This window comes from Micromonospora sp. WMMC250 (assembly GCF_027460215.1).
GTDB lineage: Bacteria > Actinomycetota > Actinomycetes > Mycobacteriales > Micromonosporaceae > Micromonospora > Micromonospora taraxaci.
The window spans coordinates 2761944-2785327 of record NZ_JAPZBJ010000002.1 but is presented as its reverse complement, the minus strand read 5'-3'; the positions used below and the strand labels follow the sequence as shown (position 1 = coordinate 2785327).

At 71.9% G+C, this 23384-nt stretch carries 17 protein-coding genes and 1 pseudogene; 8 read left to right on the top strand and 10 right to left on the bottom strand.

Translation table 11 applies throughout. The annotated features are described in order from the left end of the window. The first annotated feature begins 45 nt into the window (after nucleotides 1-45). A complete protein-coding gene (locus tag O3438_RS12150) occupies nucleotides 46-1557 on the top strand; it encodes a deoxyguanosinetriphosphate triphosphohydrolase family protein (protein WP_269680064.1) in 1512 nt (503 codons plus the stop codon). 88 nt (nucleotides 1558-1645) lie between these two features. On the opposite strand, the gene O3438_RS12145 is transcribed toward O3438_RS12150, so the two are convergent. From O3438_RS12145 to O3438_RS12115, 7 genes are all read right to left on the bottom strand, one after another. Then, nucleotides 1646-2788 (bottom strand): MBL fold metallo-hydrolase, encoded by a 1143-nt coding sequence (locus O3438_RS12145; RefSeq protein WP_269680063.1) that lies wholly within the window; start codon nucleotides 2786-2788, stop codon nucleotides 1646-1648. Nucleotides 2789-2901: 113 nt separating this feature from the next. Next, nucleotides 2902-3906: a serine hydrolase gene (locus O3438_RS12140; RefSeq protein WP_269680062.1), complete on the bottom strand. Its 1005-nt coding sequence runs from the start codon at nucleotides 3904-3906 to the stop codon at nucleotides 2902-2904. A gap of 113 nt (nucleotides 3907-4019) precedes the next feature. After that, nucleotides 4020-4949: an SDR family NAD(P)-dependent oxidoreductase gene (locus O3438_RS12135; RefSeq protein WP_269680061.1), complete on the bottom strand. Its 930-nt coding sequence runs from the start codon at nucleotides 4947-4949 to the stop codon at nucleotides 4020-4022. Nucleotides 4950-5004: 55 nt separating this feature from the next. Further along, the gene (locus tag O3438_RS12130) at nucleotides 5005-6189 is read right to left on the bottom strand and encodes a zinc-dependent alcohol dehydrogenase (protein WP_269680060.1); all 1185 of its coding nucleotides are present in this window, start codon (nucleotides 6187-6189) and stop codon (nucleotides 5005-5007) included. Nucleotides 6190-6532: 343 nt separating this feature from the next. After that, a complete protein-coding gene (locus O3438_RS12125; protein ID WP_269680059.1) occupies nucleotides 6533-7300 on the bottom strand; it encodes a succinate dehydrogenase/fumarate reductase iron-sulfur subunit in 768 nt (255 codons plus the stop codon). Then, nucleotides 7297-9234: a fumarate reductase/succinate dehydrogenase flavoprotein subunit gene (locus O3438_RS12120; RefSeq protein WP_269680058.1), complete on the bottom strand. Its 1938-nt coding sequence runs from the start codon at nucleotides 9232-9234 to the stop codon at nucleotides 7297-7299. The genes O3438_RS12125 and O3438_RS12120 overlap by 4 nt, the downstream gene beginning before the upstream one ends. 1 nt (nucleotide 9235) lies before the next feature. Next, nucleotides 9236-9919 (bottom strand): succinate dehydrogenase cytochrome b subunit, encoded by a 684-nt coding sequence (locus tag O3438_RS12115; RefSeq protein WP_145784178.1) that lies wholly within the window; start codon nucleotides 9917-9919, stop codon nucleotides 9236-9238. An 83-nt stretch (nucleotides 9920-10002) separates the two neighbouring features. Between O3438_RS12115 and O3438_RS12110 the strand changes: the two genes are divergently transcribed. Beyond that, the gene (locus O3438_RS12110; RefSeq protein ID WP_269680057.1) at nucleotides 10003-10935 is read left to right on the top strand and encodes a LysR family transcriptional regulator; all 933 of its coding nucleotides are present in this window, start codon (nucleotides 10003-10005) and stop codon (nucleotides 10933-10935) included. A gap of 40 nt (nucleotides 10936-10975) precedes the next feature. On the opposite strand, the gene hrpA is transcribed toward O3438_RS12110, so the two are convergent. Further along, on the bottom strand, nucleotides 10976-15046 hold the full coding sequence (hrpA, locus tag O3438_RS12105; RefSeq protein ID WP_269680056.1) for an ATP-dependent RNA helicase HrpA: 4071 nt from the start codon (nucleotides 15044-15046) through the stop codon (nucleotides 10976-10978). Nucleotides 15047-15195: 149 nt separating this feature from the next. On the opposite strand from hrpA, the gene O3438_RS12100 reads away from it, so the two are divergent. Continuing rightward, the gene (locus tag O3438_RS12100; protein ID WP_269680055.1) at nucleotides 15196-15582 is read left to right on the top strand and encodes a cytidine deaminase; all 387 of its coding nucleotides are present in this window, start codon (nucleotides 15196-15198) and stop codon (nucleotides 15580-15582) included. A 12-nt stretch (nucleotides 15583-15594) separates the two neighbouring features. Here O3438_RS12100 and O3438_RS12095 read toward each other — a convergent pair whose 3' ends face one another. Next, nucleotides 15595-15954 carry a YciI family protein gene (locus tag O3438_RS12095; protein ID WP_269680054.1) on the bottom strand — a complete coding sequence of 120 codons (360 nt, stop codon included), beginning with the start codon at nucleotides 15952-15954 and terminating at the stop codon, nucleotides 15595-15597. A gap of 116 nt (nucleotides 15955-16070) precedes the next feature. Between O3438_RS12095 and O3438_RS12090 the strand changes: the two genes are divergently transcribed. The 5 genes and pseudogenes from O3438_RS12090 (at nucleotide 16071) to O3438_RS12070 (ending at nucleotide 22207) form a co-directional block, all read left to right on the top strand. After that, a complete protein-coding gene (locus O3438_RS12090) occupies nucleotides 16071-18044 on the top strand; it encodes a multicopper oxidase family protein (RefSeq protein WP_269680053.1) in 1974 nt (657 codons plus the stop codon). Between the two features lie 60 nt (nucleotides 18045-18104). Next, nucleotides 18105-19145 (top strand): FecCD family ABC transporter permease, encoded by a 1041-nt coding sequence (locus tag O3438_RS12085; protein WP_269680052.1) that lies wholly within the window; start codon nucleotides 18105-18107, stop codon nucleotides 19143-19145. After that, nucleotides 19142-20269, top strand: a complete 1128-nt coding sequence (locus O3438_RS12080) for a FecCD family ABC transporter permease (RefSeq protein WP_269680051.1) — start codon at nucleotides 19142-19144, stop codon at nucleotides 20267-20269. The genes O3438_RS12085 and O3438_RS12080 overlap by 4 nt, the downstream gene beginning before the upstream one ends. Before the next feature lie 19 nt (nucleotides 20270-20288). Beyond that, nucleotides 20289-21053 (top strand): annotated as a pseudogene (locus tag O3438_RS12075) (ABC transporter ATP-binding protein); the annotation flags it as partial. A gap of 206 nt (nucleotides 21054-21259) precedes the next feature. Further along, nucleotides 21260-22207 (top strand): ABC transporter substrate-binding protein, encoded by a 948-nt coding sequence (locus O3438_RS12070; protein ID WP_269680049.1) that lies wholly within the window; start codon nucleotides 21260-21262, stop codon nucleotides 22205-22207. 523 nt (nucleotides 22208-22730) lie between these two features. On the opposite strand, the gene O3438_RS12065 is transcribed toward O3438_RS12070, so the two are convergent. Further along, complete coding sequence (locus tag O3438_RS12065; RefSeq protein ID WP_269680048.1) at nucleotides 22731-23375, bottom strand: hypothetical protein; 645 nt, start codon at nucleotides 23373-23375, stop codon at nucleotides 22731-22733. Nucleotides 23376-23384: the final 9 nt, after the last annotated feature.

The window sequence follows — 23384 nt, the reverse complement described above, 5'->3', positions numbered from 1 at the left end:
GTGACCCGGCGGCGGTCCCTCCCGGCCTGCGCTAGCGTGGCGATCATGGAAACACCTGCGGAGCCGCGCGCCCGGCGGCTCTTCGGCGGCAGCGCCCGAGCCCTCGGCGACCTGACGGCCAACCCGTTCCGCGCCGACCGGGACCGGATCGTCGGCTCACCGTTCTTCGCCCGCCTCGGCGGTGTCACCCAGGTGATCAGTCCGGTCGGCTCCGGGCTGCTGGTGCACAACCGGCTCACCCACAGTCTCAAGGTCGCCCAGGTGGCCCGGGCGATCGCCGAGCGGCTGACGGCCGACGACCGGTGGTGTGACCTGCTGGACAAGCTCGGCGGCCTCGACCCCGACGTGGTGGAGGCAGCGGCGCTCGCCCACGACCTCGGTCACCCGCCGTTCGGGCACCTGGGGGAGCGGGTGCTGGACCGGCTGGCCCGCCAGCGCCTCGGCCTGGCCGACGGTTTCGAGGGCAACGCCCAGTCGTACCGGATCGTCACCAGCACCGAGATCCGCGGGGCGGCCACCACCGGGCTGGACCTGACCGCCGCGGTCCGCGCGGCGATGCTGAAGTACCCGTGGACCCGGCTGGACCACCCCGACCCGCACCCCCGCACGATGGACCCGCCGCCGCGCGGGGCCACCCCGCCACCTGACGACCCGGAGAGCGGCTCGTCGAAGTTCGGCGCGTACCGGACGGAACTCGACGACCTGCGCCAGGCCCGGGAGCCGTTCGCCGGCCGCATCCCGGACTGGCAGCAGACCGTGGAGGCGTCGGTGATGGACACCGCCGACGACATCGCCTACGCCATCCACGACGTGGAGGACTTCTACCGGGTCGGTGTGCTCCAACAGGGTTCGGTCTCCGCCGAGCTGATGGCGTGGCAGCGCGAGAGTGGGCACTTCCGGGCGATTACCGACGCGGCGCTGGCCACGTCGGCGCGGCGACCCGGGGCGGCGATCGAGCGGTTGCGGCGGCAACTGCACCGCAAGGACGCCTGGATCGCCGACGACGACGCGTTCGCCGCCGCCGTCGAGCACGTGCGCGAGGAGTTGGTCGACGGGCTGCTGGCGATGCCGTTCGACGGCTCGATCGAGGCCGAGCAGTACGTGGCGCGGTTCTCCGCCCGCTGGTCCACCCGCTTCGTCGAGGCCATCACCGTGACCGACCAGCCGTCGGTGCGGTCCGGGTTCGTGCTGCTCGGCTGCGCCCAGTGGCACGAGGTGCAGGTGCTCAAGTTCGTCCACCACCGGTTCGTGCTGGCCCGCCCGGACCTCGCCCTGCACCAGCGCGGCCAGGCCCGGCTGCTGGGCACGCTGGTCGAGGCGCTGTGGGAGTGGCTGCTCGACCCGGAGGAGGAGTCGCGGCTGCCCCGCCGGCTGCACGACCTGGTCGAGTTGGCCGAGGCCGAGCTGCACCCGCGCATCCCGGACCGGATCGGCCGCGCCCGGGGGCGCGCCATCGTGGACTTCGTCGCGCAGCTCACCGACGGGCAGGCGGTGGCCATGCTGGACGCGCTCTCCGGCCGCTCCGGCGCCCTCTGGACCGACGCCTTCGTGCTCTGACGGGCTGTCTCAGGCGATGTCCGCTTTTGCCTGAGGTCAGGCGAATCTCGCTTTGCCTGAGGTCAGGCGAATCTCGCTTTGCCTGAGGTCAGGCGATGGCCTGCCACCAGCCGTCGACGGCGGGCGGCTCGTCGACCACCACCCGCTCGCCGGGGCGGGGCACGGCGAGCCGTACGTCGCGGGCCTTCGCCTCCGCCCACAGCCGGTCGACCGGCTCGGACCAGTCGTGCAGGGCCAGGTTGAACGTCGCCCAGTGCACCGGGACGAACAGCCCGCCGCGCAGGTCGACGTGGGCGTCGACCGCCTCCTCGGGGAACATGTGGATGGTCGGCCAGGCCCGGTCGTACGCGCCGATCTGCATCAGTGTCACGTCGAACGGCCCGTGTTCGGCGCCGATCGCCGCGTACCCGTCGAAGTAACCCGAGTCACCGGTGTAGAAGACCTTGCGGCGGGCCCCGGCCACCACCCAGGAGCTCCAGAGCGTGCCGTCGCGGCGCAGCCCCCGGCCGGAGAAGTGCTGGGCGGCGGTCGCGGTGATCTCCAGCCCGGCGACCCGGTGCGACTCGGACCAGTCCAGCTCGATGATCCGCTCGGCGGGTACGCCCCAGCGGTCCAGGTGCGCCCCCACCCCGAGCGGGACCAGGAACGGCGCGGACTGCCCGGCGAGCAGCGCCCGCACGGTGGCCATGTCGAGGTGGTCGTAGTGGTCGTGCGAGATCAGGATGGCGTCCAGCGGCGGCAGCTCGTCGATGCCCACCGGTGGCTCGTGCAACCGGCGAGGACCCACCAGCCCGGAGGGGGAGCACCTGTCGCTCCACACCGGGTCGAGCAGCACCCGCCTGCCCTCGATCTCGATCAGCGTCGAGGCGTGCCCGTACCAGACGATGTTCAGCTCGTCGGCGGTGTCGGCGGCGTCCGTCGTGCCCGGCCGCAGCAGCGGCACCGGTGTGGTCGGGTGCCGCTTCTGCTTGCCGAAGATCAGCTCGCGGACCAGGTTGCGGCCCGGCTCGGCGACCATCGTGCGGGTGCCGGCCTGGTTGTGGAAGGTGCCGTCGCGGAACTGGGGCGAGCGGGCCGCCCGTTCGGCGCGGGCCCCGCTGAGCCGGCCGCCGAGGGCCGCCGGCACGTCCCGGGCGACCCAGGCCAGGCCGGCGAGCGCGGCCAGCCCGGCCACGCCCCGCATCCGCCGTCCGAGTGACCGTTCGACGTCAGTGCTCTGCGCTCGTGCCATTGCCGTCCCTCCGACGTGTCCGCCCTACACGGTAGTCACACGGACCGGCCCGTGCCTCGGCGGTCGCCAGGCCGGGTCGGTCACCGCCGGCGGCGACCGACCCGGAATCGCGGTCAGCCGCCGTTGCTGGGGCGCGGGGCGGTGATCCGGAACGTCCTGCCGACGCCCGCGATCCGGTCCACGGCGGCCAGGAACTTCGGGCCCATGGCGGCCCGGGCCTGCACGGCCGGGTGGGTGGCGCCGAAGTCCTCCGGGTTGGCCTGCCCGTCGGCGAAGAGCGCGTACGTGAGCACCGCCGCCCCGGAACGGTCGAAGATCACTCCGGCCTCGTGCCGGGCGTCGGCGAACCAGCCGGCCTTGGTGGCGATCCGCGCCCGGTCGTCCGACGACATCGTGCGCCGGATGCCGTCGGTGAACGCCACCGGAGAGCGCAGGAGCCCCAACAGGTACGTGGTCGAGGCGGGGGAGAGCAGCGTGCCGGCGACCAGGGCGCGCAGCAGGTCGTGCGTCTCCCGGGGGGTGCTGGTGCCGAGGAAGAACCGGTTCGGGTTGGCGACCGGCTGGACCTGGGTGTTCGGGAAGCCCTTGGCCACCAGGATGGAGTTGATCTCGGCGGCCGGGGCGACCAGACCGCACAGCCGGACCGCCGTGTCGTCCGAGACGGTCAGCAGGTTGGCCAGCACGTGCCCGAGGGTGACCAGGCTGGGGTACGCGCCGTCCAGGCTGAAGATGCCGTCACCGCCCGGCACGACGATCGCCGCGGACACCTCGACCTGCTGGTCCAGGGTGAGCAGCCCCCGGTCGACCTTGTCCAACACCGCCGTGGCGACGGCGATCTTGTTGACGCTGTACGCCTCGATCCGCCGGTCCGCGTCAGCCTCGACCGCTACCACCGGCGAGCCGGCCGGGTCGGCCACGCTGACGTACGCCTGCCAGTTGCCGCCGGCCTCGACGCTGTGCTTGCCGAAGACGGCGGCCACCCGGCGGGCGGCCCGGGCGGGAGTGGTCGGGGAGGCCTCGGTGCTCTCGGCGGCGCTGGCCGTGCCGGCGGCGCCCAACACTGTTCCGGCGGTGGCCACAGTGCCCAGTCCGAGTGCCGCTCTGCGGTTCAGTCGCATGGTGAATCGTCTCCCCGGTCGTGGTGTGCCTGAGCGCTTGCTGGCCCACCACCCTAGGCGAGTTGATCGACGCACGATGCCCCCGAACGCAGTCCCGAACAGTCCCGAACAGGTCAGCCGAACCGTCGGCGTAGCACCGCGCCGACCGGACCGGGCACGTGTCGGGCGAGTTGCCGCAGGTCAGGCAGATGACCGCCGCGGACCGCCTCGCCGGCCGGGTTCGGCGTGAAGACCGAGCCGTCGTGCGCGGCGACCGACCGTCCACTGAGGCCAGCCGCCCGCATCAACGGCCCGACCAGAATGTCGTAGACCCCCGGCAGTACGGTGAAGCCGGCTCGCAACAGCACGTTGAGGCGGCCCACGGAGACCTCCCGTCGGGGTCGGTCCACACAGTGCACGATGGCCCGGGCCACCCGCTGCGGGCTCGCCACCGGTGGCGGAGGTCGCCCGATCCGACCCAGGTAGTTGGCCGCCTGCTGATACACGGGAGTGTCCACGCTGCCCGGGTTGACCAGGGACAACCGGATCCGCGGGCTGTCCCGCAACTCCTGCTGCACGGTCCGAAGCAGACCCTGCAACCCCCACTTGCTCGCCACGTACGCGCTCATGTACGGGGCGGTGATGTGCCCGAGCACCGAACCGGTGACGACCACGGTGCCGGCCCCGGCCGCCCGGAAGTGCCGCAGCGCCACCCGCACCGACTCGGCGGTGCCGAGCAGGTCGGTCCGGACCACCTGGTCGAAGACCCGCCCGGGCAGCTCGTCGAAACGCCCGTAGGCCATCACCGCAGCCGTGTGCACCCACACGTCGACGCGACCGAACCGTTCCAGTGCCGCGTCCAGGAGCGCGTCCAACGCGCCCGGCTCGGTGACGTCGGTCGGCACGGTCAGCACGTCGGCGGCGCCGCACTCCCCGCGTACCTCGGCCAGGGTCGTGGTGGCGCGGGCGGCCAGGACGAGACGGTCGCCGCGCTCGGCGAACGCCCGGGCCGTCGCCCGCCCGATCCCGCTGGTCGCGCCGACGACCACCACCACCCGGCTCACGGCACCGGCTGCATTCGTGACTGCGGGGCTCGCAACCCCGGCTCGCTCCTCGCACTCATGGTTCGAGCACGACCTTGATGCAGCCGTCCTCCTTCTTCTGGAACATCTCGTACGCCTGCGGTGCCCGAGCCAGCGGCACCCGATGGGTACGCAGGTCCTCGACGCCCAGTGGGTCGTCGTCGCCGGAGAGCAGCGGCAGGATCTCGTCGGTCCACCGGCGCACGTGGCACTGCCCCATCCGCAGTTGGACGCCCCGGTCGAACATCTCCATCAGCGGCATCGGGTCCGCCTCGCCGCCGTACACCCCGGAGACCGACACGGTGCCGCCACGGCGAACCCCCTTGACCGCCGCGTGCAGGACGGACAACCGGTCGATGCCGGCGCGGTCGGTCATCGTCTGGGCCACCTTGTCGGGCAGTAGTCCGACGGCGGCGTGGGCCAGCTTGCCCGCCGGCGAACCGTGCGCCTCCATCCCGACCGCGTCGATCACCGCGTCCGGGCCCCGCCCGTCCACCAGGTCGATCAGCGCGCCCGCCACGTCGGACAACTCGCGGACGTCCAGCACCTCGATGCCGTGCCGGCGGGCCAACTCCAACCGCTCCGGCACCAGGTCCAACCCGATCACGCGGCCGGCGCCCAGATGGCGACCGATCCGTGCGCAGAACTGCCCCACCGGGCCCAGACCGAAGACGGCCAGGGTGCCGCCGGGTGGGGTGTCCGCGTACTTCACCGCCTGCCAGGCGGTCGGCAGGATGTCGGACAGGTAGAGGTAGCGCTCGTCGGCGCCGGTCTCCGGGATCTTGATCGGCCCGAAGTGGGCCTGCGGGACACGCAGGTACTCGGCCTGCCCGCCCGGCACCGAACCGTAGAGCGAGGTGTAGCCGAACAGGGACGCGCCCTTGCCCTCGCTGGTGACCTGGGTGGTCTCGCACTGCGCGTAGAGCTGCCGCGAACACATCCAGCACCTGCCGCAGGCGATGTTGAACGGCACCACCACCCGGTCGCCGGGCTTGAGCCCGGTCACCTCCGACCCGACCTCCTCGACGATGCCCATCGGCTCGTGGCCCAGCACGTCACCCGGCTTCAGGTACGGACCGAGCACCTCGTACAGGTGCAGGTCGGAGCCGCAGATCGCGGTCGAGGTGATCTTCACGATCGCGTCGGTCGGCGCCTCGATCCGAGGGTCCGGCACCTCCTCGACCCGTACGTCCCGCTTGCCCTGCCAGGTCAGTGCCTTCATGTCCCTCGTCCCCTCTCAACGCCGTCTCAAGGGACTGCTACCCGGCGTCGAGCGCTTGAACCGGACTGCGAGGGCTGTCTGCCTGATCGACTCGCGTTCCTTGACGTCGCGGTATCCGAGCGGATTGACAGGCCGACTTCCTGAAATCCGAGTGGACCATGAAGCGCGCGGCGCGGATCGGAAGATGCGGCGTACCCCATTGGGACCGGAACCTGCGGGCGAGCCGTGACCGAGGTCAGGGGCTGGGGCGGCCGTCCCAGCCCCCACCACCGCAACCCCGGGGCCGAACAGCAGACCGCCGTACCCCGGGCTCGGGGTACGGCGGTCTGGCGGGAGTTGCGGCTCAGGAACCGGGGGTGTTGTCGGCTCCGCCCTTGGCGGTGGCCGTGAGGTAGTCGCGGTTGAGCCGGCCGATGGTGTTGAGCGGGATGCCCTTCGGGCAGGCCGGGGTGCACTCACCCGCGTTGGTGCAGCCGCCGAAGCCGGCCTCGTCGTGCGCGTCGACCATGCCGATCACCCGGGTGTACCGCTCCGGCTGGCCCTGCGGCAGCAGCGAGAGCTGGGTGAGCTTGGCGGCGGTGAAGAGCATGCCGGAGCCGTTCGGGCAGGCCGCGACGCAGGCGCCGCAGCCGATGCAGGCCGCCGACTCGAAGGCGGCGTCGGCGTTGGCCTTGGCCACCGGGGTGGAGTGGGCCTCGGGCGCGCTGCCGGTCGGCGCGGTGACGTAACCGCCCGCCGCGATGATCTTGTCGAAGGCGCTGCGGTTGACGACCAGGTCCTTGACGACCGGGAAGGCGCTGGCCCGCCACGGCTCGATGTCGATCGTCTCGCCGTCCTTGAACTGCCGCATGTGCAGCTGGCACGCGGTGGTGCCGCGCTGCGGCCCGTGCGCGTCACCGTTGATCATCAGGCCGCACATGCCGCAGATGCCCTCGCGGCAGTCGTGGTCGAACGCCACCGGGTCCTCGCCGGAGAGGATCAGCCGCTCGTTGAGCACGTCGAGCATCTCCAGGAACGACATGTCCGGGGACACGTCGTCGACCGGGTAGGTCACCATCCGACCCTTGTCCTCAGGGCCCTTCTGGCGCCAGATGCGCAGGGTCAGGTTCACTTGTAGCTCCGCTGCGTGGGGTGGACGTATTCGAAGGTCAGGTCTTCCTTGTGCAGCACCGAGGGTTCGCCGTCGCCGGTGAACTCCCAGGCCGCCACGTACGCGAACCGGTCGTCGTCGCGCTGCGCCTCGCCGTCGGGGGTCTGGTGCTCGGCCCGGAAGTGGCCGCCGCAGGACTCCTCACGGTGCAGGGCGTCGATGCACATCAGCTCGGCCAGTTCGAAGAAGTCGGCGACGCGGCCGGCCTTCTCCAGCGACTGGTTGAGTTCCTCGCCGGTGCCGGACACCTTGACCCGCTGCCAGAACGCGTCGCGCAGGTCGCGGATCTCGCCGATCGCCTTACGCAGCCCGGCCTCGCTGCGCTCCATGCCGCAGTGTTCCCACATGATCTGGCCCAGCTCGCGGTGGAACGAGTCCACGGTCCGGTCCCCGTTGACAGCGAGCAGCCGCCGGATGCGGTCCTCGACGTCGGTGCGCGCCTCGATCGCCGCCGGGTGGCTGGCGTCGACAGTGTCGAGAGGGCCGGAGGCCAGGTAGTTGGCGATGGTGGTGGGCAGGACGAAGTAACCGTCGGCGAGGCCCTGCATCAGCGCCGAGGCGCCGAGCCGGTTCGCGCCGTGGTCGGAGAAGTTCGCCTCACCGATCACGAACAGGCCGGGGATGTTCGACTGGAGGTCGTAGTCGACCCACAGGCCGCCCATCGTGTAGTGCACGGCGGGGTAGATGCGCATCGGCACCTCGTACGGGTCCTCGCCGGTGATCCGCTCGTACATCTCGAAGAGGTTGCCGTACTTGGCCTCGATGGCCTTGCGGCCGAGCCGGTTGATCGCGTCGGCGAAGTCGAGGTAGACGCCGAGCTTGGTCGGGCCGACGCCCCGGCCCTCGTCGCACACGTTCTTGGCGGCGCGGGAGGCGATGTCGCGGGGGACCAGGTTGCCGAAGGAGGGGTAGATCCGCTCCAGGTAGTAGTCCCGCTCGTCCTCGGGGATCTCGCGAGGGTTGCGGTCGTCGCCCTTGGCCTTCGGCACCCAGACCCGGCCGTCGTTGCGCAGCGACTCGCTCATCAGGGTCAGCTTCGACTGGTGGTCGCCGGAGACCGGGATGCAGGTCGGGTGGATCTGCGTGTAGCAGGGGTTGGCGAAGTACGCGCCCTTGCGGTGTGCCCGCCAGGTGGCGGTGACGTTGCAGCCCTTGGCGTTGGTGGAGAGGTAGAAGACGTTGCCGTAGCCGCCGGAGGCGAGCACGACGGCGTCGGCCATCTCGGTGCTGATCTCGCCGGTGACCATGTCCCGCACGACGATGCCGCGGGCCTTGCCGTCGACGATGACCAGCTCCAGCATCTCGTGCCGGGTGTTCATCTCCACGTTGCCGAGGCCGATCTGCCGCTCCAGCGCCTGGTACGCGCCGAGCAGCAGCTGCTGGCCCGTCTGACCCCGGGCGTAGAAGGTGCGCTGCACCTGGGCACCGCCGAAGGACCGGGTGTCCAGCAGGCCGCCGTACTCGCGGGCGAACGGCACACCCTGGGCGACGCACTGGTCGATGATGTTCACCGAGACCTCGGCGAGGCGGTGCACGTTCGACTCGCGGGAGCGGAAGTCGCCGCCCTTGACGGTGTCGTAGAACAGCCGGTGCACGGAGTCGCCGTCGTTGCGGTAGTTCTTCGCCGCGTTGATGCCGCCCTGCGCCGCGATGGAGTGCGCCCGGCGCGGGCTGTCCTGGTAGCAGTAGGACTTGACGTGGTAGCCCTGCTCGGCGAGGGTCGCCGCGGCCGAGCCGCCGGCGAGACCGGTGCCGACCACGATCACCGTCATCTTGCGGCGGTTGGCCGGGTTGACCAGCTTGGCCTCGAAGCGCCGGGTCTCCCAGCGCTTCTCGACCGGGCCGGCGGGTGCCTTGGTGTCGGCGATCGGGTCGCCCTCGGTGAAGAGTTCCATGTCAGGACACCAATCCGGTGAGTACGGCGAACGGGACCACCAGGTATCCGGCGCAGAGCAGCACGGCGAAGACCAGAGCCGCGACGCGCGCCCGACGCTCGCCGCGCGGGGTCTGCTGGCCGAGGCTGCGGAACGCGCTGAACGCGCCGTGGCGCAGGTGGAAGCCCACCGTGACGATGGCGAGCGTGTAGAAGAGCGTGACGTACCAGCGTTCCGGCGCGAAGTCGGCGACGACGTTGCCGTACGGCTTGCTCTCGTTTCCGACCGGGTTGAGCGTGCCGGTGGTCAGATCCAGCAGGTGGTAGATCACGAAGAGCAGGATGATCACGCCGCCCCAGCGCATGGTGCGGGCCGCGTAGCTGCCGTTGACCTTCTTGCGGTGGGCGTACTTGACCGGGCGGGCGGCGCGGGCGCGGCGGGCCAGCACGGTGGCGGCGACGATGTGGGCGACGACCGCCACGACCAGCACGGTGCGCAGGATCCACAGGAACCAGACGCCCGGCAGCAGTGGCTTGCCGATGTCGCGCAGCCAGTGGGCGTAGTGGTCGAACGAGGTCTCCCCCGTGAACACCTTGAGGTTCCCGAGCATGTGGGCGATCAGGAACAGCGCCAGCAGGATGCCCGTCACCGCCATGACGGCCTTGAGGCCGACGTTGGAGCGGATGGGCGACCGAGTTTTCGTCATTACCACGAGACCGACGCTAGGAGCACTTTGATCAGTCGTCCAATGCATCAAACTCGTAGTGTTGATAGCCGTAAGCTATGTAGATGCAGCTCCATCAGCTTCGGTACTTCGTCGCGGTGGCCGAAGTACGACATTTCACCCAAGCCGCCGACATCGTGGGCATCACTCAGCCTTCTCTCAGTAAGCAAATTCACGCTCTGGAGGCCGACCTCGGGGCACCGCTGTTCGAGCGGGTAAGGGGCAACATCGCGCTCACCGCGGCGGGTGAGGTGCTGTTGCCCCTGGCCACCCGGATCCTCGCCGACGTGGAGACCGCGACCCGCGAGGTCCAGGAGCTGGTCGGGTTACGTCGCGGTCGCGTCCGGCTCGGGGCCACCCCGAGTCTGGCCACCTCGCTCGCCCCGCCGGTGCTCCGCCGGTTCCGCGACGCGCACCCCACCATCGACCTGCGGGTGGAGGAGGGCGGTTCCCAGGACCTGGTGCGAGACCTGCTCCGCGGCGATCTCGACCTCGCGTTGATCATCATGCCGGCGCAGGGCGCCGACCCCGGGCTGCGGGTCGACCCGATCCTGCGGGAGAGCCTTGTGGTGGCCTCGGTCGACGAGGTGCCGACCGCCTCGGCAACCGGCGAGCTGCGCATCACCGACCTGCGCGACCTGCCGATGGTCATGTTCCGGGAGGGCTACGACCTGCGCGACGCCACCATCCAGGCGTGTCGCGAGGCCGGGTTCGAACCGAGCTTCGCTGTGGACGGCGGCGAGATGGACGCAGTGCTCAGCTTCGTCGAGGCCGGGCTCGGCATCGCGCTGGTGCCGGGCATCGTGCTGGCGCGCCGACCGGGCGTGCGGATCACGCCCCTCGCCCCGCCCGGGGTGCGGCGGACCATCGCGGTGGCCCGCCGCCGCGACGTCGTGCCCACCCACGCGGGCCGGGAACTCCGGCGGATCCTGCTCGACTACATCCAGTCCGCGATCGACCGGGGCGAGCTGCCGCCCGGCGTCGAGCCGCTGACCTGACGAGACCAGCCCGCCGGCCGCCGCCGCGGGCCCGGCCTCGTCAGCGACCCTCCGCGTCGTCCATCGCGCGGTAGATCCGCTGCTCCGAGACGGGGTACGGGGTGCCCAGCGCCTGGGCGAACACGTTCACCCGCAACTCCTCGATCATCCAGCGGATCTGCCGGACGGCGGTTTCCTGCCGGCGGGCCGGCGGCAGGTTGGCGAGCAGGTCCGCGTACTCCTTCTGCACCGTCGCGATGCGGTCCTGCTGCTGGCGGTCACGCTGCGGGTTGCCGCCCAGCCGCTCCATCCGGCGCTCGATGGCGCTGAGGTAGCGCAGCAGGTCGGGCAGCCGCGCGTACCCCGTCTCGGTGATGAACCCGGCGTGCACGAGCCCGGCGAGCTGGCTGCGGATGTCGGCCAGCGCGGCCACCACGGCGAGGTTGCGGGTGGCGCCGAGGCGCTGCTCGACGGCGTAGGCGGCGGCGAGGACCTTGCGGACCCGGTCCATCACCTCGACCACCGTGTCGACCAGGTCGGCGCGGACCTTCTCGCGCAGCGCGGCGAACCCGTCGGCGTCCCACGCCGGGCCGCCCGCCGCGCCGATCAGCCGGTCGATGGCCGCCCCGGCCGCGTCCTCGATCAGCTCCTGCACGCCGCCGTGCGGGTTGCGGCTCAGCGCCAGCTTCGCCGCGTTGTCCAGCCGGCCCTGGAGGAACCGCGCCGGGGACGGCACGGTGAGCCGCAGCAGCCGACGGGTGCCCGCCCAGTGCGCCGCCTCCGCCTCGGCGGGGGAGTCGAACACCTTCACCCCGACCGTCGCGCCCTCGTCGACGAGCGCCGGGTACGCGGTCACCGCGTAGCCGGCACGGACCTGCTCGATGGTCCGGGGCAGGGTGCCGATGCTCCACTCGCGCAGCCCGGTACGGGCCACCTCCGGCGCGGCGGCCGCCACCACCTGGCGTACCTCCTGGCGAAGTTGACGTTGCAGGGCCGGCAGGTCCTTGCCCTCGGCGACCGGCTTCTCGTCGGCGTCGAGCACCCGGAAGGTCACCCGCAGGTGCGCGGGGAGCTTGCCCGGCTCCCAGGCGTCGCTAGGGACGGTGACACCTGTCATCCGGCGCAGTTGTCGGGTGAGCGCGTCCAGCAGCGGCTCCTCGCCCGGGGTGATCGCGGCGAGGGCGGCGCGGGCGTAGTCCGGCACCGGGACGAAGTTGCGGCGGATCGCCTTGGGCAGCGTTCGGATCAGCGCGATCACCGTCTCCTCGCGCAGCCCCGGCACCTGCCAGTCGAAGCTCTCCGCCGGCACCTGGTTGAGCAGCGGCAGGGGAATGTCGACGGTGACGCCGTCGGTCGGGGTGCCCGGCTCGAAGCGGTACGTCAGCGGCAGGCTCACCCCCTGGGTCAGCCACTCGTCCGGGTAGTCGCCCTCGTCCACCCCCGCGCGGCCGTCGTTGACCAGCACGTCGCGGGTGAAGGTGAGCAGGTCGGGCTGCTCGCGGCGGGTCTTCTTCCACCAGCTGTCGAAGTGCCGGCCGGAGGACACGTCGGCCGGGATCCGCTGGTCGTAGAAGCCGAAGATGGTCTCGTCGTCGACCAGGATGTCGCGGCGTCGAGCCCGGCTCTCCAGCTCCTCGATCTCGGCGAGCAGACGCTTGTTGTCCGCCCAGAACTGGTGGTGGGTCTGCCAGTCACCCTCGACGAGGGCGTGCCTGATGAACAGCTCCCGGCTCAACGTCGGGTCGATCCGCCCGAAGTTGACCTTGCGCGAGCTGACCAGCGGGACGCCGTACAGGGTGACCTTCTCGTAGGCCATCACCGCGGCCTGCTTCTTCTCCCAGTGCGGCTCGCTGTAGCTGCGCTTGACCAGGTGTTGCGCCAGCGGCTCGACCCACTCCGGCTCGACCCGACCGGCGATGCGCCCCCACAGCCGGGAGGTCTCCACCAGCTCGGCGGCCATCACCCACCGCGGCGGCTTCTTGAACAGCGCCGACCCGGGGAAGACGGCGAACTTCGCGCCCCGCGCGCCCAGGTACTCGTGCTTCTGGGCGTCCTTGAGGCCGATGTGCGACAGCAGGCCGGGCAGCAGGGACTGGTGCACCTTCGGGGTGTCGATCTCCTCCGGCAGGTCCGCGCCGCCGCGCCGGCCCGCACCCCGGCCGGCGTCCGCGCCGTCGGAGGTGTCGCGCGCCGGCCGTCCACCGCGCCGGTCGTTCTCGGCCGGGGTACGCAGCACCTGACGTAGTTGGCTGACGATGTCCTGCCACTCGCGGATTCGCAGGTAGTTCAGGTACTCGGCCTTGCACATCCGGCGGAACGCGCTGGAGGACAACTCGCGCTGCTGCTCGCGCAGGTATCGCCACAGGTTGAGGTAGGCGACGAAGTCCGACTCCTTGTCGGCGAACCGGGCGTGTGCCTGGTCGGCCTGGGCCTGCTTCTCGGCCGGCCGCTCGCGCGGGTCCTGGATGGACAGCGCGGCGGCGATCACCAGCACCTCGGTGGCGCAGCCGTTGCGCTCGCCCTCGACGACCATGCGGGCCAGACGGGGGTCGACCGGGAGTTGGGCGAGGCGTCGGCCCAGGGCGGTGAGCCGCTTCGCCGGGTCGGCCTCGGTCGGGTCCAACGCGCCGAGTTCGTGCAGCAGGTTGACACCGTCGGTGATGTTGCGCTTGTCCGGTGGGTCGATGAACGGGAACGCGGCGAGGTCGCCGAGCCCGATCGCGGTCATCTGGAGGATGACCGACGCCAGGTTGGTGCGCAGGATCTCCGGGTCGGTGAACTCGGGCCGGGACAGGAAGTCCTGCTCGTCGTAGAGGCGGATGCAGATGCCGTCCGACGTACGCCCGCACCGGCCCTTGCGCTGGTTGGCCGACGCCTGCGAGATCGGCTCGATCGGCAGCCGCTGCACCTTGAGCCGGCTGGAGTAGCGGGAGATGCGGGCGGTGCCCGGGTCCACCACGTACTTGATGCCCGGCACCGTCAGCGAGGTCTCCGCGACGTTGGTGGCGAGCACCACCCGGCGTGCGCTGTGCGCGGCGAAGACGCGGTGCTGTTCGGCGGAGGACAGCCGGGCGTACAGCGGCAGGATCTCGGTGCCGAGCAGCGACCGTTTCTTCTGCACCAGCTTGCCCAGCGCGTCGGCGGTGTCCCGGATCTCGCGTTCCCCGCTGAGGAAGACCAGGATGTCGCCGGGCCCCTCGGAGGCCAGCTCCTCGACGGCGTCGCCGATCGCCTGGATCTGGTCGCGGACGTTCTCCTCGTCGCCGTCGCCGTCCTCCTCGCCCTCGGCGACCTCCAGCAGCGGGCGGTAGCGAACCTCCACCGGGTAGGTGCGCCCGGAGACCTCGACCACCGGCGCCGGCACGCCGTCGGGCTCGTCGGCGGTGGGCGGCCCGACGAAGTGCCGGGCGAACCGGTCGGTCTCGATGGTCGCCGAGGTGATGATCACCTTGAGGTCGGGTCGGCGGGGCAGCAGCTCCCGCAGGTACCCGAGGATGAAGTCGATGTTGAGGCTGCGCTCGTGCGCCTCGTCGATGATCAACGTGTCGTACTGGCGCAGCATCCGGTCGGTCTGCAACTCGGCCAGCAGGATGCCGTCGGTCATCAGCTTGACCAGGCTGCGTTCGCTGACCTGGTCGGTGAAGCGCACCTTGTAGCCGACCACGTCACCCAGCTCGGTGCCCAGCTCGTCGGCGATCCGGTCGGCCACCGTCCGGGCGGCCAGCCGCCGGGGCTGGGTGTGCCCGATCAGGCCGTGCACCCCGCGTCCCAGTTCCAGGCAGATCTTCGGTAGCTGGGTGGTCTTGCCGGAGCCGGTCTCGCCGGCCACGATCACCACCTGGTGATCGCGGATAGCTGCGGCGATGTCGTCCTTGCGCTCACTGACCGGCAACCCCGCCGGGTACGTGATCACGGGCACCGCCGCTCGCCGGGTGGCGAGCCGCTGCTCGGCCCGGGCCACCTCGGCGGCGATCTCGGCGAGGGCCGCTTCCCGGCGCTGCGGGTCGCGCAGCTTGCGGGCACCGTCGAGGCGTCGCTGGAGCCGGCGCTGGTCGCGGAACATCAGAGGGGTGAGGCGGCGGTGCAGCTCGCGGACCGGGTCGGTCGCGACGGAGGCGGTTGGATTCTGCATGTCGTGCCCAAGGATAGGCAGCCCGACGGCGCACCGCCCCTGGGTTACCGCGCTGCCGGCTCTCCGACGGTCACCTCCCGTCCCGGGACAGCCGGGAGCGGGCCCTAGAGTTGGCGGCCGACGTCGAGCGCTGGGGGAGCCGAATGGACATGCGCGACACCGACCGTGCGTTGGTGCAGGCCGCCACGGCGGTCGCCAAGCTGCGGTGTCGCAGCCAGCACCACACCGTCGCCTCGGCCGCCCGGAACGCCGACGGACGGGTCTTCACAGGGGTGAACGTCCTGCACGCGACCGGAGACGTCTGCGCCGAGCTGGTGATCATCGGCACGGCCGCCACGCAGGGCGTCACCGAACTGGAGACGATCGTCACTGTCGCCGACCGGGGCCGCGAGGTGACCGCGCCGTGTGACAGGTGCGTGCGGGTGCTGCGGGACTACTTCCCGGCACTGCGGGTGATCATCGGCCCGGTGGACGACCCGCGGGTGGTCCCGCTGGAGGACCTGGCGACAGCGGCCGGGGACGGCACGGCCCGCTGACCGGCTCCGGCGTCAGTCGCCGGAGGCCGCCTCCAACATCGACCGGGGCACCGGCACGCCCTCGAACCGCAGGTTGCCCTCCGGAAGCAGCCACGTGGTGACCTGCGCGAGCAGGCGACCGGCGCGTACGGCCGGGTCGTTGGCGTAGAGGGCGCGGGCCTCGTCCGGCGCGATGGACAGCACGACGAATCCACGGAGGTGCTCGTCGTCGCCGTGCAGGAACGGGCCGGCGGCGAGCACCAACCCCTGTTCCACGAGGCCCGCCTGGTGGGCGAGGTGTGCGTCCTGGAGCCGATCGATCGCGTCCTGCGGCAGCTCCGGCGGATCCGACGGTCGGACCAGGAGCACGACCGTGTGCTGGTCGAATCGCATGCTCCCACCCTATGACGTGAATGTCCCTCTTCTGGGTGTCAACCGCCATCTGTCCGTCCTGCGCCGGTCCGCGAAACTCATTCTCTTTCTGGGGAGAGGGCGTTGGGAGGCGCGGCATGGTCAGCAGGCGACAGGTGCTCGCGGCGGGTGCCGCCGGCGGTGCGGCGGCTCTGATTCCGGCGGGCTGGGCGGCCTCGGGGCGGGCGCTGGCGGCGATACCACCTCTGGACGCCGGCGACATCCCGAAGTACGTCGCGCCACTGCGGATCCCACCGGCCATGCCGGCGGTGGCGACCGGGCCCGAGCGGGACGAGTACGTGATCGCGGTCCGACAGTTCCGCCAGCAGATCCTGCCCCGCCCCTGGCCGCGCACCACAGTGTGGGGTTACGGCTCCACCGCGCACGCCGGCAGCTTCGGTTGCCCGGCGCCCACGATCATGGCGCGGGTGGGTCGACCCGTCCGGGTGACGTGGGTCAACCAACTCGTCGACGACCGGGGCGACCACCTGCCACACCTGCTGCCGGTGGACCCCACAGTGCACTGGGCCAACCCCGCCGGTGGGATCGACCACCGGGACGGCCACGGCCGCCCGGACGGCAGTCGGCTGGGGTACCGGGGGCCGGTGCCGCAGGTGGTGCACCTGCACGGCGCGCACAGCGCGCAGGAGAGCGACGGGCACTCCGAGGCGTGGTACCTGCCGGCGGCCCGCGACATACCCGCCGACTTTGCCCTGACCGGCGGCGCGTACGCCGAGTTCCGGTCCCGGTTCGCCGAGCGGTACGAATTACGCTGGGCCCCGGGCTCGGCGACCTTCGAGTACGACAACGACCAGCGGCCCTGCACCCTCTGGTACCACGACCACACGCTGGGGCTCACCCGGGAGAACGTCTACGCCGGGCCGGCCGGGTTCTACCTGCTCGGCGGGGACGACCTGCCCGACGGGGTGCTGCCCGGCCCGGCGCCCGGCCGCGACGACCCGTCGACCACCGGGTACCACGACATTCCGCTGATGATCCAGGACCGCAGCTTCACCGCCGACGGTGACCTCTTCTACCCCGGGGGCTACTCGTCGCACCCCGACGGGCCGGTCTGGGTGCCCGGGTTCTCCGGCTCCACCATGGTGGTCAACGGCCGCACCTGGCCCACGTTCACCGTGCAGCGGCGGCGCTACCGGTTCCGGTTGCTCAACGGCTGCAACAGCCGTTTCCTGCTGCTCAGCGTGGCCGCGAACGCCACCGCGCGACCGGCCCGCCCGGTGCTGCCGGTCTGGCAGATCGGCAGCGACGGCGGCCTCCTCCCGGAGCCGGTGCCGCACGAACGCGTGGCGCTCGGCCCCGCCCAGCGGGTCGACGCGATCGTCGACTTCACCGACGTGCCGGCCGGGACCGAGCTGTACCTCGTCAACGAGGGCCCCGACGGGATGTACGGCGGCGGCCGACCCGGGGTGGACTTCGCCCCGGCCGACCCGCGCACCACAGGTCAGGTGCTGCGTTTCGTGGTCACCGACGCGACCGGCGCGGACCCGAGCGTGCCGCCGGAGCAGCTGCGACTGCCGTCGCACCCGAGGCTCGGCGCCGCCCAGCGCGTACGCCGGCTGTCGCTCAACGAGCGGAGGTCCGGCGAGTCGACGATCATGCTGCTCGGCGTCCTCGACGAGCGCGGCCGGGGCCTACCGCTGCGCTGGAGCGATCCGCCGACCGAGCAGCCCGCCCTCGGCGACACCGAGGTCTGGGAGGTGCGCAACTTCACCCGGCACGTGCACCCGGTCCACCTGCACCAGGTCCAGTTCGAGCTGCTCGGCCGTGGGCATTCGGGCGGCGTGCGGCCAGACCCGGGGGACCGGGGGTGGATGGACACGGTGCTCGCGTACCCGTGGGAGGTGACCCGCATCAAGGCGCGCTTCGACCGGCCCGGCCGGTACGCCTGGCACTGTCACCTCCTCGAACACGAGGACAACGAGATGATGCGACCGCTGAACGTGCTGCCGCGCGGTGCGGCGGCCGCCGGTGACGGCGGTTCGGCGACCGGTGACGGTGGGGCGGCGAGCGCGCCGGCCGGGCCCGGATCGGCATCGACGCCTACCGGTTAGGTCCCTTTCCGCAGGTCGGCTAAGGTTAGGCGAACCTAAGCCCGATCGTGCAGGAGATTCGTGACCGCCCTCGCCAGCCGGCCGACCCGGAGTCGGGCCAGCACTCGTACCGGGCGTCGGGTGGCCGTCACCGCCGGAGCCGCGCTGGTCCTGTTGCTCACCGTGCTGGCCAGTTTCGCGTTCGGCAGTCGGCAACTCGGCATCGACCAGGTCTGGCACGCCCTCGTCGCACCCGACGGCGGAGACGCCAGCACCATCGTCCGTGAGCTGCGGATGCCGCGTACCGCCCTCGGCCTCGCCGTCGGGCTCGCGCTCGCGGTCGCCGGCGTGCTGTTCCAGGCGCTCACCCGCAACCCCCTCGCCGAGCCCCGCATCCTCGGCATCAGCGCCGGCGCCTCGTTCGGGGTGGTTCTCGCCATCTCCGTGTTCGGCATCAGCACGCTCGCCGGGTACGTCTGGTTCGGCATCGTCGGGGCACTCGTCGCCGGGCTGCTGGTCTTCGCCATCGCCACCCGGGCCCGCGAAGGCGCCAGCCCGGTCACCCTCGCGCTCGTCGGCGCGGCGCTCGACGCCAGTCTCGCCTCCGGGGTGTACGCGCTGCTCAGCATCGACGCCCGCACCTTCGAGGAGTACCGGTTCTGGGTGGTCGGCGGGCTCTCCGGCCGGGACCTGTCGGTCAGCGCCCAGGTGCTGCCGTTCGTCCTCGCCGGGCTGGTGCTGGCCGCCCTGGTGGCCCGAGGTCTGGACGCCCTGGCCCTCGGCGACGACGTCGCGCGAGGTCTCGGCCACCGCATCGGCCTGGTCCGCCTCGGCGGTGGCATCGCCGCCGTGCTGCTGACCGGGGCCGCGGTCGCCGCCGCCGGCCCGGTCGCCTTCGTCGGGTTGGCCGTGCCGCACCTCGCCCGCGCACTGGTCGGCGCCGACCACCGCTGGACCCTCGCCGTCTCCGCCCTGCTCGGGCCCGCGCTGCTGCTCGGCGCCGACATCATCGGCCGGGTCGTCGCCCCACCCGGCGAGATACCGGCCGGCATCGTCACCGCCCTGATCGGCGCGCCGCTGCTGGCCGTGCTGGTCCGGCGCGCCCGGGTGGTGACCGCATGACCGCCACCCAGCGCCCGTCCGCCACTGTCGGTCCGCCGCACCCCTCCGCTTCGGGTGGCCCTTCCGCTTCGAGTGGCCCCGCCGGCGGGCAGGCGCGGCTGGCCGGACGGTCGCTGCTGCGGATCGGTCCGGTCAGTCTGCTGATCCGCCGCCGGGCGGTGCTGGTGGCCGCCGTGCTGACCGTGCTTCTCCTGCTGGCCGTCGTGCTCAGCCTCTCGCTCGGCACCCCGTACGTCGCACCGGCCGACGTGCTGCGTGCCCTCTCCGGGGCCGGCACGCCGTACGACCTCGTGGTCTTCGATCTTCGGCTGCCCCGGGTCGTGCTGGCGGCGGCGGCCGGCGCGGCCTTCGGCGTGGCCGGCACGCTCATCCAGAGCGTGGCCCGCAACCCCTTGGCCAGCCCGGACGTCATCGGCATCACCCAGGGTGCCGGACTCGCCGCGACGGTCGCCCTGACCAGCGGAATGGCGGCGGTGCTGGTGGCGCCCACCGCGTTGGTGGGCGGGTTGCTCGCGGCGGTGCTGCTGTTCGCCCTCGGCGCCCGGCACGGGCTGGCCGCACAACGGTTCGTGCTCGCCGGTGTGGCGGTCGCGTTCGCCTTCCGGGCACTCACCGAAGTCGTCATGCTCACCGCCGATCCGATCGACGGTCTCCGCGCGCAGATCTGGCTGATCGGCACACTGGCCGGCAAGGGCTGGACCGAGGCGGCCTGGATCGCCGGCACGATGCTGGTGCTGCTGCCGGTGCTCGCCTGGGCCGGCTGGGCGTTGAACAGCACCGCCCTGGACGACGACACCGCCCGGGGTGTCGGGCTGCGCCCGGTGGCCCGCCGGATCGGCCTGGCCGGCACCGGCGTCCTCGTCGCCGCGATGGTCACCGCCCAGGTCGGCGCCGTCGACTTCGTTGCCCTGGTCGCCCCCCAGGTGGCCCGTCGGTTGGTACGCGCCGAACGGCCACCGCTGGTCTGCGCCGCGCTGCTCGGCGCGTTGCTGCTGGTGCTGGCCGACCTGGCCGGCCGACGCCTGTTCGCGCCCACCCAACTGCCCGCCGGTGTGCTGACCGCCGCGATCGGCGGCCCGTACCTGATCTTCCTGTTGCTGCGCGGCCGGCGGCGGTCGTCGTGACGCCTCAAGGAGTCGTGTGATGCTCTCCACCCGCGACCTGGTCGCCGGCTACGACGAGCGGACGGTGCTCGACGGGCTCGACCTGGACCTGCCGACCGACGCGTTCACCGTGATCGTCGGCCCGAACGCGTGCGGCAAGTCCACCCTGCTGCGCACGATGGCCCGGCTGCTCAACCCGCGCCGAGGCACGGTGCTGCTGGAGGGCACCGCGATCCGCGACCTGCCGACCCGGGAGGTCGCCCGCCGCCTCGGCGTCCTGCCGCAGAGCCCACTGGTGCCCGAGGGCGTCACGGTGGCGGACCTGGTCGGGCGCGGCCGGCAGCCCTACCAGCGCTGGTGGCGGCAGTGGTCGTCGGAGGACGGCGCGGCGGTCGACCAGGCGATGGCCCTGGCCGACGTGACCGACCTGGCCGACCGGCCGGTGGACAGCCTCTCCGGCGGTCAGCGGCAACGCGTCTGGATCGCCATGACGCTCGCCCAGGACACCGACGCCCTGCTGCTGGACGAGCCGACCACCTTCCTCGACCTGGCCCACCAGGTGGAGGTACTGGACCTGCTGCACCGGCTGCGCGTCGAGCGGGGCCGCACCGTCGTCGCCGTGCTGCACGACCTGAACCAGGCCGCCCGCTACGCCGACCACCTGGTCGCCATGCGCGCCGGCGCCGTGGTGGCCGCCGGACCGCCCCGGGAGATCCTCACCGCCGACCTGGTCCGCGACGTCTTCGGGTTGGCCTGCGTGGTCGTTCCCTGCCCGGTGACCGGCGCGCCGCTGGTGGTGCCCGCCTACACCGGCGGCTCGATTGACGCATCCGCCGTCGGCGCTGCTGCTGCCGGGGCCGCACCTGTCGCCGGGGCCGCTGCCGCCGGCGGCGCTGATGCCGCCGGCGCGGCAGACCGTGATTCGTCGACGGCGTCCGTACCGGACGCCCGGCCCACCACCGGTGACGCGGCCACCCCGCTCGCCGACTCGTACCCCTCGAAAGGACTCTGATGCGTCGTCTCGTCGCCGCTCTCGCCGCGGCCGCCGCCCTCGGCGTCGGACTCACCGCCTGCGGTGAGAGCGACCCGGTCGCCGGCTCCACCACCGGGGAGACCCGGGAGATCACCCACGCCATGGGCACCACCAAGGTCCCGGCCGAGCCCAAGCGCGTCGTCGTGCTCGACACCGACAAGATCGACACGGCGCTCTCGTTGGGCGTCACCCCGGTCGGCGCCGCCACGGCCGGTGAGGCCAAGAGCTGGCCCACCTACTTCGGCGCGGACAAGCTCGCCGGCATCAAGGAGGTCGGGGTGCTCGCCGAGCCCGACCTGGAGGCGATCAACGCCCTGAAGCCGGACCTCATCCTCGGCAGCAAGTTCCGCCAGGAGAAGTTCTACGACGAGCTGGCCGCCATCGCGCCGACGGTGTTCACCGACAAGGTGGGCATCACCTGGAAGGAGAACCTCCTCCTGGACGGCAAGGCACTCGGACGCGAGCAGCAGGCCAAGGACCTGCTCAGCGCGTACGAGAAGCGGGCCAAGGACTTCGGCGCGACCCTCGGTGACCCCGCCGCCCGCAAGGTGTCGATCGTGCGGTTCCTGCCCGGCAACATCCGGGTGTACGGCCCGGACTCGTTCTCCGGCATCGTCATCGGCGACACCGGCCTCGGCCGCCCCGACCGGCAGCTGCTCGCCACCAAGGAGGACAAGCGCTTCGACCTGGTCAGCCCCGAGCGCGTCAACGAGGTCGACGGCGACGTCATCTTCGTGACCGCGTACGGCGACAAGGCCGCAGCCGAGCAGAGCAAGGTGACCGGCGGCACCCTGTGGAAGGGCCTGAACGCGGTCAAGGCCGGCAAGGCGTACCCCGTCTCCGACGAGGTCTGGATGACCGGCATCGGCGTCGGCGCCGCCAACAAGATCCTCGACGACCTGGCCAAGTACATCCCCTCCGCCTGACCCAGGCCCGCGCGTTCCCGCACCGTGCCCCGCCGGAGGGCCCACGGGCGCGTGCCGGCTCCAAGTACGGTGCGCACCGTTCATGATCGTGCTCCATCGATGAAGTAGTGGCCTCCCGGTCGAGGGAGGCCACTACTTCCATGTTTGAGCGTGATCATCGTCAACGGGTGGAGCGGGAGCGTGCGTAGGTCGTTGCGGGTCAGGAGGCCTCGCGAGACGGCAGTCGAGCCACGGAAGACCCGACCACGCAGTTGCGGCGGCCGACGAGGAGCTCTTGGCATGAGCCCAGGCTGGTCGATCAGCCCCGCGCCACGCTGCCCCTGGGGATAACCACTGTCTCCGCGTGGGGCTCGTGCGCGCATCGTCCCCATGATCGTGCTCGAACGTGGATGTAGTGGCCTCCCAGGCAGGCGAGGCCACTACATCCTGGGTCGAGCACGATCTTGCTGAGCCGCCAAGGGGTCGAGCGGCCGAGGAGTGGGTGCGGCGTGCGCGGACGGGATCGGTGGAGAGGTGTTGAGGGTTAGGCGGCGGTGGACCAGATGGCGCGGAAGGCCGCTGCTTCGCCGGACAGCCATCGCTCGATCTGGTCGGGCTTGGCGTCGGCGGGCATGTGGTGGGCCTGGCCGCGACGGACGTCGACCAGGACCGGCTCGGCGTGCGGGAGCACGGCGTCCATGTGGCGGGCCATCAGGTGCAGGGTGGCGAGCACCGACTCCTCGCTCGGGGGAGTCTCGTCGAAGTGCAGGCGGATGGCCTCGGCGCGACCGTCGGAGTGGCGTACCCCGAAATGGGGGTTGATCTTGACGGGTAGGTCGCCCAGCATGGCCAGGGCGTCGCGAGTCTGCGCGAGGTCGACGGCGGCCGGCTCGCCGAGGGAGTGCAGCCAGGCCGTGGCGCCGGGGACCAGCGCCTGGTAGAGCGGGCGCCAGCGTGGCTTGACTACGTCGACCACCCCGGTCAGGTGCGTGCCGCCGGTGTGGAAGGCGATGTCGGCCTTGAGCGCCTTGACGAACTGGCCGTGCGGGTTGAAGCCGGACCGGCTCGCGCGCTGCTTGCGTAGCCCTCCGACGAAGGTCGCCTTGGTGGGGCCGGTGCGGTCGACGTAGCGGGTGAAGCCGAGCAGGGTGGCGTAGGGGGTGAGAGGGGTGGAGGTGGGCGCGGTCATGGGCGTCCT